21 protein-coding genes and 1 pseudogene are annotated in these 13,870 nt (G+C 23.6%); 18 read left to right on the top strand and 4 right to left on the bottom strand.

Going from position 1 to position 13,870, the window contains the following annotated elements; translation table 4 throughout:
* Positions 1-14: 14 nt before the first annotated feature.
* The 3 genes from ABNT63_RS05340 to ABNT63_RS05330 form a co-directional block, all read right to left on the bottom strand.
* Complete coding sequence (locus ABNT63_RS05340) at positions 15-737, bottom strand: hypothetical protein (protein WP_348737065.1); 723 nt, start codon at positions 735-737, stop codon at positions 15-17.
* A gap of 158 nt (positions 738-895) precedes the next feature.
* Positions 896-1,363, bottom strand: coding sequence for a hypothetical protein (locus ABNT63_RS05335; protein ID WP_348737063.1), 468 nt, complete (start codon positions 1,361-1,363; stop codon positions 896-898).
* Between the two features lie 561 nt (positions 1,364-1,924).
* Complete coding sequence (locus tag ABNT63_RS05330; protein WP_348737062.1) at positions 1,925-2,176, bottom strand: hypothetical protein; 252 nt, start codon at positions 2,174-2,176, stop codon at positions 1,925-1,927.
* A gap of 459 nt (positions 2,177-2,635) precedes the next feature.
* Here ABNT63_RS05330 and ABNT63_RS05325 point away from each other — a divergent pair, with 459 nt between their 5' ends.
* The 13 genes and pseudogenes from ABNT63_RS05325 (at position 2,636) to ABNT63_RS05265 (ending at position 10,482) form a co-directional block, all read left to right on the top strand.
* The gene (locus tag ABNT63_RS05325; protein ID WP_348737060.1) at positions 2,636-2,758 is read left to right on the top strand and encodes a hypothetical protein; all 123 of its coding nucleotides are present in this window, start codon (positions 2,636-2,638) and stop codon (positions 2,756-2,758) included.
* Positions 2,759-2,853: 95 nt separating this feature from the next.
* Positions 2,854-3,033: a hypothetical protein gene (locus ABNT63_RS05320; protein WP_348737059.1), complete on the top strand. Its 180-nt coding sequence runs from the start codon at positions 2,854-2,856 to the stop codon at positions 3,031-3,033.
* Between the two features lie 269 nt (positions 3,034-3,302).
* Positions 3,303-3,989 (top strand): DNA adenine methylase, encoded by a 687-nt coding sequence (locus tag ABNT63_RS05315; protein WP_348737057.1) that lies wholly within the window; start codon positions 3,303-3,305, stop codon positions 3,987-3,989.
* A gap of 148 nt (positions 3,990-4,137) precedes the next feature.
* Positions 4,138-4,422, top strand: a pseudogene (locus ABNT63_RS05310) (DUF3627 domain-containing protein); the annotation flags it as partial.
* 858 nt (positions 4,423-5,280) lie between these two features.
* Positions 5,281-5,421: a hypothetical protein gene (locus tag ABNT63_RS05305; protein ID WP_348737055.1), complete on the top strand. Its 141-nt coding sequence runs from the start codon at positions 5,281-5,283 to the stop codon at positions 5,419-5,421.
* A complete protein-coding gene (locus ABNT63_RS05300) occupies positions 5,376-5,870 on the top strand; it encodes a hypothetical protein (RefSeq protein WP_348737053.1) in 495 nt (164 codons plus the stop codon). Before ABNT63_RS05305 ends, ABNT63_RS05300 begins: the two co-directional genes overlap by 46 nt.
* Positions 5,871-5,961: 91 nt before the next feature.
* A complete protein-coding gene (locus ABNT63_RS05295) occupies positions 5,962-6,129 on the top strand; it encodes a hypothetical protein (RefSeq protein ID WP_348737051.1) in 168 nt (55 codons plus the stop codon).
* Entirely contained in the window at positions 6,129-6,395 is a 267-nt protein-coding gene (locus ABNT63_RS05290; RefSeq protein WP_348737049.1) for a hypothetical protein, read from the top strand. Before ABNT63_RS05295 ends, ABNT63_RS05290 begins: the two co-directional genes overlap by 1 nt.
* A 142-nt stretch (positions 6,396-6,537) precedes the next feature.
* Positions 6,538-6,669 (top strand): hypothetical protein, encoded by a 132-nt coding sequence (locus ABNT63_RS05285; protein WP_348737047.1) that lies wholly within the window; start codon positions 6,538-6,540, stop codon positions 6,667-6,669.
* A gap of 344 nt (positions 6,670-7,013) precedes the next feature.
* Positions 7,014-8,102, top strand: coding sequence for a hypothetical protein (locus tag ABNT63_RS05280; RefSeq protein ID WP_348737045.1), 1,089 nt, complete (start codon positions 7,014-7,016; stop codon positions 8,100-8,102).
* A gap of 479 nt (positions 8,103-8,581) precedes the next feature.
* Positions 8,582-9,658 (top strand): hypothetical protein, encoded by a 1,077-nt coding sequence (locus ABNT63_RS05275; protein WP_348737043.1) that lies wholly within the window; start codon positions 8,582-8,584, stop codon positions 9,656-9,658.
* 30 nt (positions 9,659-9,688) lie between these two features.
* Positions 9,689-9,886, top strand: a complete 198-nt coding sequence (locus tag ABNT63_RS05270) for a hypothetical protein (RefSeq protein ID WP_348737041.1) — start codon at positions 9,689-9,691, stop codon at positions 9,884-9,886.
* Complete coding sequence (locus ABNT63_RS05265) at positions 9,880-10,482, top strand: hypothetical protein (protein ID WP_348737039.1); 603 nt, start codon at positions 9,880-9,882, stop codon at positions 10,480-10,482. Before ABNT63_RS05270 ends, ABNT63_RS05265 begins: the two co-directional genes overlap by 7 nt.
* 328 nt (positions 10,483-10,810) lie before the next feature.
* Here ABNT63_RS05265 and ABNT63_RS05260 read toward each other — a convergent pair whose 3' ends face one another.
* Positions 10,811-11,017 (bottom strand): hypothetical protein, encoded by a 207-nt coding sequence (locus ABNT63_RS05260; RefSeq protein ID WP_348737037.1) that lies wholly within the window; start codon positions 11,015-11,017, stop codon positions 10,811-10,813.
* Between the two features lie 49 nt (positions 11,018-11,066).
* On the opposite strand from ABNT63_RS05260, the gene ABNT63_RS05255 reads away from it, so the two are divergent.
* From ABNT63_RS05255 to ABNT63_RS05235, 5 genes are all read left to right on the top strand, one after another.
* Positions 11,067-11,336, top strand: coding sequence for a hypothetical protein (locus ABNT63_RS05255; protein WP_348737035.1), 270 nt, complete (start codon positions 11,067-11,069; stop codon positions 11,334-11,336).
* A 13-nt stretch (positions 11,337-11,349) separates the two neighbouring features.
* On the top strand, positions 11,350-11,601 hold the full coding sequence (locus ABNT63_RS05250) for a hypothetical protein (protein ID WP_348737033.1): 252 nt from the start codon (positions 11,350-11,352) through the stop codon (positions 11,599-11,601).
* Positions 11,602-12,060: 459 nt separating this feature from the next.
* A complete protein-coding gene (locus ABNT63_RS05245; protein WP_348737031.1) occupies positions 12,061-12,249 on the top strand; it encodes a hypothetical protein in 189 nt (62 codons plus the stop codon).
* A gap of 196 nt (positions 12,250-12,445) precedes the next feature.
* Positions 12,446-12,580, top strand: a complete 135-nt coding sequence (locus tag ABNT63_RS05240; RefSeq protein ID WP_348737029.1) for a hypothetical protein — start codon at positions 12,446-12,448, stop codon at positions 12,578-12,580.
* 169 nt (positions 12,581-12,749) lie between these two features.
* The gene (locus ABNT63_RS05235; protein ID WP_348737027.1) at positions 12,750-13,865 is read left to right on the top strand and encodes a hypothetical protein; all 1,116 of its coding nucleotides are present in this window, start codon (positions 12,750-12,752) and stop codon (positions 13,863-13,865) included.
* Positions 13,866-13,870 lie beyond the last annotated feature (5 nt).

Raw genomic sequence — 13,870 nt, 5'->3', positions numbered from 1 at the left:
GTTAATATTTGAATTTAGTTAAAATAAAGATTAGGTGGTGTTGTTTGTTTTTTAAATTGTGTTAATAATTCTGTTTTACGAAGATTATCAACAATACTAGTTTTTTTAATAAATCATTGATTAAAATTATAATTTGGATAAATTATTAATAAAATTGACATTGTTAATTGACATTGTTGGGGAATAACAATACTAGTTAAAGTACATTTACAAAATGTATAGTAACTAGAAGCAATCACATCATTAATGTTTTTTAAATAACCTATATATAAGCGAAACAATATTAGCATCACAATAAAACTAATAGTAAAAATTGCATAAAAAACATAGCATAAAATAACTAAAAAAGAATATATTGTTTCATATGCAATTATATTTTGCAATTGAAAAATTATTGAAGTATAACCAAAAAATAATATATATGAAATTAAAACAATATTACAAAGTCATAAAATAATAATTTGTCAATTAGAAAATAAAATTAATTTCCACGCTGAAATTGTTGTCTTTTTTAATTGTTTAAAATTAATCAAAATTTGAACTAAAATTCCCATAAAAAAGAGAAAAATAAAACTTGATCAAATAAGATAAAATAAATTTAATGTAATATTTAAAAAACTATAATTACCAGCAATATCAATAATTGAAAACGATGATGAAAATAAAATATAAGCAAGAAAAATAATAAAGAAAATATTAATAAATTTTTGATATTTTTTTAGAACATATATTTTCATTACCATCACCTTTATAGCTTTCATTATATTTTGCTCATATTATTATAACATTATTCCTAAATTAATGTAAAATTAAGTTTAATAAAAAACTGTGAAATAAAAGTGGTGTTATCGATTAGATAACACCACTTTGTTTCTTATAATTAATTAATATAAACTTAAACAACCTTAAATTCTATTGTTTGTAAAAATGAATAATCATCATTTTTAATATTACTTTCTTCGCGATTAGGAGTAAAAAAGAAACTATAACCAAAATCATTGTAAGATAAATTTATATAGTAAATTGGATAATTTCCACTAGGATAATGGTTTCTAAATAGTTGAATTGTAATATTTTTATCATCATTTATTGTTTCCATTTTAAATTTTGAAATAACTTCCTTCTCTGTTGAATCTGCTACATTAGGTTTATAAATGTGTCATTTAATCTTTCTTGTATCAGTCACAGTATTATTAAAAAGATTAAAAATAGTCTCAAAAATTAGTGTCATTTTTGCATCAATTGAATTTTCTGGTTTAAATAAACTAACTTTTTTAAGTAAAACATCAAAATCTGCTTGGTTAATCTTAAAAACAAGTTTATTATCATAAGTTTCTAATTGATAATAACGTCAAAATGCCATTGTTTTTTCTGCAAATTGCTGTAATTGTTGATCAACTTTATCTCTTGGTACTAAAACTTTAATTGGTGTCTTTAATGTTTTTTATTGTGAAGATTTATCTTTAAAAGATAAATTCTCAATTGTTAAATTAATTGGCAAAAAATTGGTTATATCTGCTTTTAAATAATATTTATCTTCACTAAGAATAATCTTGTTATGTTCTTTATAAAGTTTTAAAAAGTTTTCTACCGTTAATTTATCTGGTTGATACCCTTCCCCTATTAAGGCTAATATTGAATCAGGTTTATAAAATCGACTTCATAAATTTAAAGTATCAAAAAACTTATAAAAATAAGGTTGAGAATTAGTTATTATATTGTTTTTATCTAATTCTTGTTTAATAGTTCGTCAAATTGTACTATTCGTATTAATATCATTAAAATGTTGATTTGAAGTATCAGTAATTTTATTTTCTTGCTTAATAAATAAATCATGAATAAAGTTTATAAATCATGATTCAACTTTTTCTTGAACATTAGTTAGAACTTCCAGATTATTACTTGCAATAACTAACCCGTTACTTTAATAAACTTGGTAAAATTCTTTAAATTTAACTGAATAATTAATATCAAAATTAATTTTATTTACTTTTAATCTAATACTATCATCTGACAATAATATTGAAAATTCTTTTTCTATTTTACGATAAAAATTATTATAAGTAATAACAAGTTCATTATTAATATTATTAATTTCTTTTTTAAAATCATTAATTAACTGTTCTAAAAAAAGATCATTTGCTAATTTCCGCACCAATAAAAGTTTGTGATTCATCTGGTTTTAAAGTTGTAATAAATTCATTGAATTTAGCAATATCATTAAAATAATTATTAGTATCAATTAGTTCCTTACTATCTCATCAAGTTTTAATTTTCTTTTTAATTAATGTTATTATTTCATAGAAAGTGGGACCGTTGCAAATATACGGGTTGTTAGTTAAAAACAAGATATAATCTTGTTTTTTCTTTTATGTATATAAAATTTAATTTAAGGAGTTGAAATTATACAAACAAAACATTATTTTATTTTGCGGTCCTTAGTAATTAAGTATGGAAAAGATAATGTTATTAATACTGTTAATAAGATAGTAACTAATAATGTAAAAGAAAATGAATAAATTATCCGCGTAATTTATTAGCGGTAATTTATTCAATATTGTTTTTTTTTTTTTTTTGAGCGTAGCGAACACGCGGAGCGTGTCGCGCAAGCTAAATTTTTAGGAGGAATTAAATTATGCCAGTATGGTTAACATGAATATTTAGTATTGTTATTATTTTAGGAATTATTGCTTGAATTGGTTTATCGATTTATCAAAAAATTCGTCAAATTCGAGGTAAGAAAAAAGATAAAAAATAAATTGAAAACAAGGAAGGATAAAGAATAATGTTAGGTATGTATTTAACAACAGCTGTTAATTTTCTAGTACAGATACTCCTACTATTTCAGGTGGAATGGATTCTATTTGAAGCAGTTTGGGACAAGCAATGATGAAAGTTAAAGATGCTGTTTATGCTGTGTTACCACAATTAATGACCTTTTTAGGTGATGCTTGAATTATTTTAATTCCATTTGGAATTTGAGTAATTATTAAAATATTAAACTTTTTCCGTGTCATGGTTAAAGGCTTTTAATATTTATTATAACTGATCCATAGCTATTCATATATTTTGGCACACTAGCTTTTATGTGAGTTGATTAATTATAAACGTATAATTTTATATTTTAATAGCTATTAGTTAAAACTAAGTAGTTATTTTCAGTGTGCCTTAATTTTTAATTTTATATATTTAACAATGTTTATTACAATACATATACATTATTTAAACATTTTATAGTAAAGGAGGAATTAGAATGAAATTTATTAGTCCGTTGTCTTGGCCAGGTGGAAAAGCTAAACACTTTGATAAAATTAAAGCATTATTATCGGCTAAACCAGCAGTTATGTAACAAAGTAGTTTTTAATGATTTGCATACTAGTTTAATTGAATTTTGACAATATGGTATTCATTTAATTGAATTGGATTATTTGAAAAAATTAGCATATCCTAATTCAAAAACTATTAATGAATTGAAAGAAAAAATGTTTAATGATTATTGTTTGAATACAGGCGAAAAATTTTTAATTAAAAATGCTTTAACTTTTAACGGAAAAGAATGAGGAACTTGAACAGATAAAAGATTACAACAAAATTTTAATTTTAATAAATTATTGAGAATTCAAAATGTTAGAAGACTATTAGTTGATCCTAAAAATAATATTGAGTTCTATAATTTGGACTATAAAAATATTATTAATAAATATTATATGGATAAAAATATTGTTTGATATTTAGATCCACCATATTTTTATAATAAAGGAAGAGTTTATAAACATTCAAAAATGAACTTTTATGAACTAAAAGATAATATTTTAAACATTAAAGGTAAATGAATTTTAAGTATTGATAATTCTGAATTTATTAAAGACTTGTTTAAAGAATTTAATATTAATGAATTTAAATGAGTTTATAGTTCTACTAATTGTCATAATAAAAAGCCAAAACTTGGCCAAGAATTAATTATTACAAATTTTAAGGAGTGTGATTAATTATTAAACGTAAATGTCAAATTTGTCATTCTATTTTGAATAAAAAATTTGTTGATAGTTTGTTTTGAGTAATGTATCATAAACCAAGTTATAAAAGTGGTCCTAATACGGCATTGTGTAAATATAATATGGAAAGTAAGGTGTTTTTATGAGTTTTTATAAAAAGAATATTAACGTACAAAATTATTTTATTCGAACAGAATTTACAGTTTTTCAAACTGACAAAGCTTCGTTTATAAATTTACCTAACCACAATAAACATATTGGTTTTTGATTAAATAATAAGTTTATTTATTTTAGTAAAAAACATTCTGATCAAATAGCTATTGGTTTGATTTATGATAATTCTTATTTTATTGTGAAATATGATGAAAATTTAAAACGACATTTTTGGGTAGTCGGAAAAAAGCTTAGATTTTATAAAAATTATAAATAAAGTAATTAAATACAAATTAAAGTAATCGCTTATTAGAACGATTTTTTTATTTGCATTATTCATCAGATAGTATCTTTAAAATTAAAAATTAACCTATTTTGCCCTACAAACTAGTTAATTTTTATAATTTCCTTTCTGTGATTTATTATATTTTTTCGGTTTAACAACTAATAATATCATTTTTAATAAAGGTACTATCTGATGAATAATGCAATACTAAAACTTAATATTTTGATGCTTAAAGATGGATAATTCATCTATGGCACGAAGTCTTAAAGAAAGTGTGAAAGCGATTGGATTTACTCTCCTATTTATTTCTTTAATTCTCGACAAGATTAATCACTTGTGAAATGTCAGAGCATGTGTTTTTTGGCTTGTTTTCATAAAAAAAGTACTGTTAAACCGAAAAAAACAATATCGGACACTAAAAAAACAAGAGGGTTGGAACTCCAAAAGGTTATTTTCTTTATATAAAGTTGTGTAGGGATGGATGAAGCATAATTAATAACTGGGTAAACTGTTTTTTTTATTTCCGTATGGGGGCAAACTCTATCAAAATATCCTATCCGCCCCCGCTCACTCCCCAAAGTGAAGCGGGTGACGAAGTAATTAAATACTAAAATAAATTACAAGAATTAATGATATGTGCTTATCCAGTAACTGCAAATAATATTAATGATGAAATTTGATCAACAAATAAAAAAATTAAGGAGTATATATAATGACAGAATATAAAAGTTTGTTATATTAATAAAACTTGAAATGAAATAACAACATCTTTTGATTGAGTTAATTGTCAACCTATTAATTGTCGTATTTCAGCATTATGATTTGTAATGTTTAGAATGAGCAAAAATGTACTTAATTTTATTTGAAAACAAGTGAGATATTATTGCTTCTTATATGCAACATTACAAAATTAACGATATTTTAGATTTAGCATCAGATGGATGAAAAATATTACAAATTGACAAAAAAATAAACCAGATAAATTAAAATATATTATTGCAATTGACCCTGCTGGAATTGGTCAAACTGGTATTATTATTTATAATGTTTTACAAAATAAAATAATTAATAATATTACTTTTAATTCCAAAAATGAAGAAGAAGCAATAAATAATATGTATTTAATATTAAATGAGTTTAAAAATAAAATTTGTTCTTATTTAAATAAAGTTATTGTAATAATTGAAGATTTTCAACTTCACAAAGGTTTAAAAATAAAAAATCCATTATCTACTCCTAAATTCATTGGTGGTTTAAAAGTTTTATGCAAATATCTATTTAATTTAAATTATGTTTTACAATCACCAGTTGTTAAGAAAAATTATATTTATAAAGGAAATATTAAAATGACAGAGCACGAATTAGATGATTGAAAACATTTACAATATTTTTTAAAAAAGGAAGTGATAAATAATAACAATAACAGAATCAATTAAATTTAACAAACTTAAAGAAGAAAATGAAACACTTAAAAAAGAACTTGCTGAAAAAGAGCAAGAAATAAATAGTTTTAAACAACAAATAGATATGGCACATAATTTTAATCAAAATTTAAGTAGTGAAATTGAAGAATTAAAACAACAACAATTATATAAAGAAGATTTTTACAAAAATCCATATTCAACAGGTTCTATCGATTGAATATTAGTTGACAGTTCAAAATATGACAAATTATATAATAAAGATGTTAAATAATGTCTCAAACAAAAAGTAATTTATCTAAAAAATCAATAACTAATAAACCTAAAATAAAAAATAAAAAAGTTAATAAGTTAGAATTAACTGTTAGATTACATGAAAATCCTATTAAAACAAAAATTAATGCTCTTGTTGCTGGTGGTGTTGAAGTTGATGCTTGTTCGGCTAAATGTCAGTGAGAAGGATTAAATTACTCAACATTATCAATATATAACCCATCTATTTTAACTGAGTTTTTGAAATTAAAAAAGATTATGAGATAAAAATTAAAGGCTCAGTATTTAATCAGTTAAATATAAAAACTAAATGCTATTTTTTGTCTTTTAGAGTAGATAGTTTTGAAATTATACAAAAAGCGATTAGAAAAAAAACAAATACAAATATTAAAAAATAGGAGGAAAAACAATGGCATTAAAAAATGTAAAATATGTTCTTATAAATGAAAATAATGAACCTATTAAAAATGAAGATAGTAGTTTAGATATTAAAACTGCTTGAAATTATTTTAGAAAATACTGCTGAAGTTGAAGAATTTAATTCAAGTAATTTAGAAAATAATAATCAGCAAATCAACGAACTACAAGCAAAAAATACTGAGTTAACTTCACAAATTGAACAACAAACAATTCAACTAAAACAAATTGAAGTAATTGACTTTATTAATTCTTTAACTGATAATGAAGATTTTAAAAATGTTTTATTAAAATCTTATGATATTACTGATGATATTGAAATCATTAAAACACAATTGCAAAGTGTTTATGATGAATTAATTAAGGTACAAACAGTTAATACGGGGGCGTACCAAAAGTAGTAAACAAAGAAAACAATATTTTAGATACAGACAATGTATTTAATAAATAGAAAGAAGGAATAAAAATATGGATCAAAAAACAATTTTTGGCGATATTGCTAATCAAGCAACACAAAGAGACCGAGAAACATTTGAACAATGATATTTACAAACTTATCAACAAAAATTTAGTTGAGAAGCTTTATTTGCGTGAAAAGAAGCAAATAAATTTGGTTTAACATATAAAAGAAAGAAAAATATTAAATATAATGAAGGTTTAGGAGCAAACGGTCAAGTATTTAATACTGATAATAACCTACTAAAATATTCAATAGTGGAATTTGAAGATGGAATTGTTGAATTAGATACAATTTTAACTTTTGTTCGTAAATTAGACCCCATAGAAAGTGATTTTAATCCTAATCTTTGAGCAGCTGATATTGAACAAGCAATGGATACTGAAGTTGCTTATAAACGTAATAAAATTTTAGAAATTATTAATAAAGGAACAGTTACAACTATTCAAGGCAAAAAAGCATATGATACAAATGCTTTACAAATTCATGATGAAATTATGGATAAAATATATGAAAACGGCTTTACTCCATCAGAAACAATTGTTTTAGGTTCGGCTGATTTTATTCGTGGAATTCGTAATAAATTACAGTTACAACTTGGAACAAACGACCAAATAAATAGTGTAATCACAACAAGTGGAGCAATGAAAACTGTTGAAGGAACAACATACTATATGGTTCCTAAAAAATTACCAATTATTAATAAAGATGGTTCAGAGGGAACAATTGAATTATTACCAAATGGAGTTAATGCAATTGCCTTTAAGTTTAGCAAAAAATATGACCCTCTTATTTTACGCAAAAAAGACCATACTTCGTTAAGAGTTGGTGCTGCTGCGTTAGATACTGGTATGGGTAATACTTTGATTATGGAAAGAATTTTATATTTAGGTGGAGCAGTAGTTAAACCTAAGGGAATTATTAAACATATTGTTGCAAAAATTGATATTAGTAAAATTAATAAAATAGATAAACCAACTATACATGTTACAGACCCAACAAAAGCAACAGCCGAACAGTTAAAACCACAATTTAAAGATGTTGTTTTAAAAGCAGTAAAAGCAGTAAATAGTTCTTTAACTGAAAGTGATTTTGATTAATTTATTGAAAGTAAAGGTGAAGAATGACCAATTAATATTACAAATGATAAAACAGTTGCAGTTCAAATTGAAGGTAAAAACAACGCTACTGGTCAAACAAATCCGATTGATGTTAAAATTAAAAATTATTAATAGTACTAAAAAATAGTACTTTTTCGTTTGATAAATGATATGCTAATTGGAACATCTAAAACAGCCCTTATTTATGCTGTTAAAAAAATCCAACTAGATTGTCAATCCAACAACAAGAAAAAAGTTTTGGTTTACAGTTATTATAATTTTTAGGAATTCAAGTTTTAGCTCTTGGTTTATCAGTTTTAACTGGTGGTATTGCTTCGGCTGTTGATCTTGGTGCGGGATTATCTAATTTTGCCGCAGCATTTATCTCGTTTGGAGTAGAAACAGCAACCGATTTTGTCGTAAATCAAATATATGATAAATTAACATCAGAAGTAACAGCAAAAAGTACCGCTTTAAATTTGTTACCAGCAAATGGTGGAATTGGTAAATTAACGCGTGCTGTTCGAACAACTAGAATTTTAAAATTAGCAAAAGAAACTAAACTACTTGAAAAATTAGGTGTAATAACTGCTAATAATTTAGAAGATGTTGTAAGGCAAGTTACAGATAAAAAGATTTTATCTGATAAATTAATATTTGATTTTACAAAGCAGGCTAATAATGAAACTTTATTATATACAATTGGAAAATTAGCCCGAAATGATTTTTATAAAGGTTTTAAAGTTTCTAATTTAGAAACAATTAATAATTTATTAAAAATTGAGAAAAATATTCAAAAAATAAGTCCTAAATTAGTTCAAAAAATACCGCGCGTGAATGAAAAAAATGCTAATAAATGATTGTCTGAATATGGATTAAATATTGATAAAATAAGTAAAATTAATACTAATGAGTGATATAACATTATGACTAATCTTCATAAAAAAGGTGTTGGGAAAAATCTACTATTAAATGCTAATTTAATGCATGGTAGCAAAGTATACAATAATAAATTATTAAATATCTTGCACCAAAAACCAATTAAATTAAATAAAATTTTAAATCATTTAAACCCAAATTTTTATATTCAAAAATTAACTAAAAAATTATTAGCCCTAATTGAAAAACAAATAATTACTATTAAACAAAAAGTAATTAATAAAATTACTGATAAAACTAAAAAAATATTGTCTAAATTTGAAACTAAGGCTATTAAAAAAGGCCAATTATTACTTTTTGCTTATGGTTCTGATGTTTTTTTAGCAGTAAAAATTGTTCCTTTATCAGTTGCGGGTGAAGTTGCTTTAACAATATATTATAAAAATCCTAAATATGCCCCCATTGTCGTTATGACAACTTTAATCAAAGCAGAACAGTTTGTTTTGGCTCCTGAACCGTTTAAATTCTATATGAACAGTGAGTGGTTTATTGGTTGGGGATTTAAAAAAACAAGTTTGTTTAATTTAGTTTCTTTTGCCCCGCTTGCTTATCAGCAAATAATAAAAGATAGTTTTAAAATATATCGGACAATTGCTAAGATATTAAAAATGCAATAACAATTTAAAAATAACTTTAATAAAGATAAATTGTTAAATACGCTAGAAGATAGTGCGGTTACTAGTTTATTGGGTAATGGACTAGTATTTCAAGCATATAAACAACTCAGAACAAAACAAGATTTAAACAAAACAATTAAAACAAAAACACTATTAAATAGTAAAAAGTTTATTTTAAATAAAATATATTCTAAAAAAATAAATGATAAGGAGATGATTAAATGTTAAATGAATTATGACAAAATGTTACTTTGGAAAATTATAATAATTTTATTCCAATGACAGGTAAAATTACACAAGTTCCAGTTCGTTATAATAAGTTCTTTAAAGGTGATGTAGAATTATGATTTAAAACATTTGCTTTAAGAGCCCAAAATATGATTAATTCTTACTTAAACTATCCATTTTTAAAACTAAAATTTGAAACATTTAAATATCCATTATTAAAGAAAATTTGTATTAATATGGTGTTTATTACGATTGAGCATTGAACATTTAACCGCATTCCAATTGAATTTTTTACTTCGGCAAATATGAGTGTTGGTGATATTAATTATTCATCGCAAAATGACCCTATAATTACTTGACAAGGTTTATTGCCTACCTATGCAAAATCATTGGCTAATTTAACAACTTTAAAGAAAATTTTTCGTACTTTTCAAGAAGAAGGTATTGATTTAACTATGATAGATTTAGAAGCATATTATACACAATTAGAAGTTGATGCTTTATTAGAAAAAGAAAAAACTGAAAGAATAGAAAATGATGATAAATTAGATAAAAAAAAATTGATAATTTATCAAATGAAACAAAAGAAAATTTAGATAAAAAACAAGATAAATTAACAAAAAATTCTAATATAGAAATTGATTATATAACTTGTAAAAGATATGTTAGTTATAAAAATATATACATATATGGTTATTTAAGTTTTCATAATGACCCAAAACCCGAAGATATACCAAGATTTACAAAAATAGTCAGAGAAGTACAAAATAATATTCAAGTACCAATAACAAAAATCATTAATGATAAGTCAACAGATGAAGAAGTACCAACATCAAAAGCAGTCTACAATTCCATTACATATGATAATAATCATTTATGGAAAAAAATTATTAATCATACTATGGAATTAATTAATGATAAATTTTATGTAATAGTATTAAAAGGATTAAATTGAATTAAATTTTCTGGTTTATTTCAGAAAAATTCAAAATTTTGAATATCATATTTATCTTGTAAAACACAACCATTTGGCGAATTAATGTTTGGTATCGCTCCTAATTCTTTATATTTTAAATTTAGTAATGATAATGGCAAAACTTGAAATGATTTATCTGGTTTTGACCCTAGCATTTATGAATATCAGGGTGAAGTGACACCTATATAGAAAGGAGATGTTATTATGCCAAAATTAGAAGTTAAAGATGTAATTATGTTTTTGAAAATCTTTGGAGTTTCATCATTGTTTTTTATCGCAGGAATTATTATTTGTTTTATAGGACCTACTAAATTAGGAACTGGTTGACCTGCATATGTAATTATTGGTTCAATGCTTAATGGTTTTGGAGTTATTGTTTTAATTATTGAAACAATTAGATTTATCAAAACACATAACAAACAACAAAAACAAGATAGTATTGAAGATGTTATTAAAAAAGAAGATACAAAATAAAGAGGTGTTATAAATGGGATTATTACCAGCAAAAAAGAAATTAAAAAAAGAATATGATATTGATAGTTATTATCTTAATTTAGCATCAATGATTACTAATCGTAAAAATGTTACTGTTCAAAAACATAATGAGATTTTAGAAAAAAGAATTTGTGAAGATAATGCTAATTTTTTAAATCCGCGAGATTTAGAAATTAGCATTTATAATCCACTTACTAATCAAAAAATAGATAGTAAATTAATTAATAGCTTTTTAAAAATATAGGACTTTACTAATAAGAATTGATATAACGAATATAAAATTAATAAGAATGGTAAAGGTGTATATTTTATTTTTGCTAATAATTCAAAACTTAATTTTATTACTATTGATTTTTACAATGACCAATATGATGAATTAGGTAATTTAGTATCTTGTACTTTTGATTATGACCCTTATATTAAAAATGACCAGAGTATTTTTATTACTGAAAAATTAGAGATTGATTATGTAACTAAACAAGTAAAAGTTATTAGAAAGTTAAAAACACGATTATATAGTACTATTACCGACTTATATATTGATGATGCTAAATGAAATAACTATACAACTTTACAAAGAGAAAAAATATTAACACTTAATTTTATCCCGATTGAAATTATTCCTAATAACCCTAATTTTGAACCTTCTGCTCGTTATGGTAAACAATTTGCTAGTATTTTAGATATTATTGCTGAAAAAATAATGTTAGATCCATTATTAAATAGTGGTAAATTTACCATTAATACTAATGGCGTGACTGGTGTTGTTGACCAAGAAATTAGTAAAATGTTAGCTTTATTTATTGAAAATGACTTGTTATTAGTTGAAGGAGACCCTTATAGTAATTTTCAACCAGTAGACTATATTACTGGTAATTTTAAAGGTGAATAATTAACCAAAATATATGATTGATTATTAACTAATTACTATAAAATAAATCGCCATCATGTTCCCGCTATTGCTAAAGGGGCTCAACAAACTCAAGCAGAAGTTGCGGGAGTAAATATTCAAACAAACGCATCATACGAACAAATGATATATATTAGAGAAATTAAATTAACTGAATTCATTATTAAATTAATTAAATATGATTAATGCGATTTTAAACAGTAGAACATTCAATATTAAAAATATTGATGAGTTAATTGTTGATGTTCGCTTACCAGTAAATGCTACTTTAAACAGACAATTAAAAAACAACGAAACTATTATCATATACTAATTAAGAAGGAAAACAAGAATAATGGCAAAATATTGTAAAAATTGTGAATGTCCAATTAATTTAATTAACTCTGATTATTGTTTATTTTGTAATACGGTCTTATTGAAAAAATAACATCTAAACATATAAACAATTTAGAAAAAACAAAAGAAAAAAGAGGAAAAGAATAATGTTGAAACCATCTGAAAAAATGTTAGCAAAATTAGCAGAAAATGATGAACCAATTGACTATTCAATTGATAGTATTCCATTAGATTTTGCTAGTCAATCGCAGTACAGCGACCCTGATTTAGAACAATTATTTACTGAAGACCGTACTAGAACCTTATATATTTATAAAATTAATAATCTTGTTAAAACAAAGCAAAAACCAATCTTAAACTACTCTCAAAATAGCGTTAAAATAGGTTTTATTAACAAAGATGAATATATTAAAATAACTGGTTATGAAATTAGTGACTTTAATTTTAAATTACAAATTCAACAAAATACAACAGTCCAAGATAATAGTACAAGTTATGTTATGATTGATGAAAAAGATATTTTAATTAATGATATTTCAAAACAATACAAAGCATTTTTAGAAACATTAGACTTAAAAATAGTATCTATTAATGAACCAATTAGTGAAGAAAATAAAAATGAATGTTATATTATTGAAGAATATAAACGACCTTATACACCCGATGGTGTTGACATTATTAAATCTACTCATTTAGTTAAAATAACTGATTTTAAATGAAAAAACCAAAATAGTATTCATTTAGTTTTACAAAAATCATTGCCCGAAGATACAGTATTTACTAGGATTGAAATTAAATATCATAAATCTATGTTATTTGAAAATATTAAATGTTGAGGAAATATCAATGGTGTTTATTCTTATCCATCATCAAATATTGAAAATGCTAGTTTAGTACCATTATTATCAATACCAATTGAAACAAACCCTAATTTAAGAGTATTTCAATATTGGTTTACTGAAAGTTTTTTACCGTGAAATATTGCAAAAAACTATATTCAAGGTAAAGATATTTTAGATTTAGTAAATAAGAATGATTTAGATAAAGTTTTATTAAATTTTTTAACATATCGTTATAATTATGATAGAAAATTTCAAGGGGCAAAATATGATGAAAAAGGTAACCCTACCAATAAAGCGGCTGAACTACGCCAAAAATTCGAAGGACAAAAACCCGAAGATATTATTGATGGTTTATTTGAAAATTGAAAACTAGATAATTCTACATCTATTAATGACAGTGCTATTAAAAGATTTAAATAAATTAT

The sequence above is a fragment of the Spiroplasma endosymbiont of Ammophila pubescens genome, assembly GCF_964020965.1.
Taxonomy (GTDB): Bacteria; Bacillota_I; Bacilli_A; order Mycoplasmatales; family Mycoplasmataceae; genus Spiroplasma.
The sequence above is the reverse complement of the archived record's forward strand: the minus strand, read 5'-3'. Positions and strand labels throughout refer to the sequence as shown.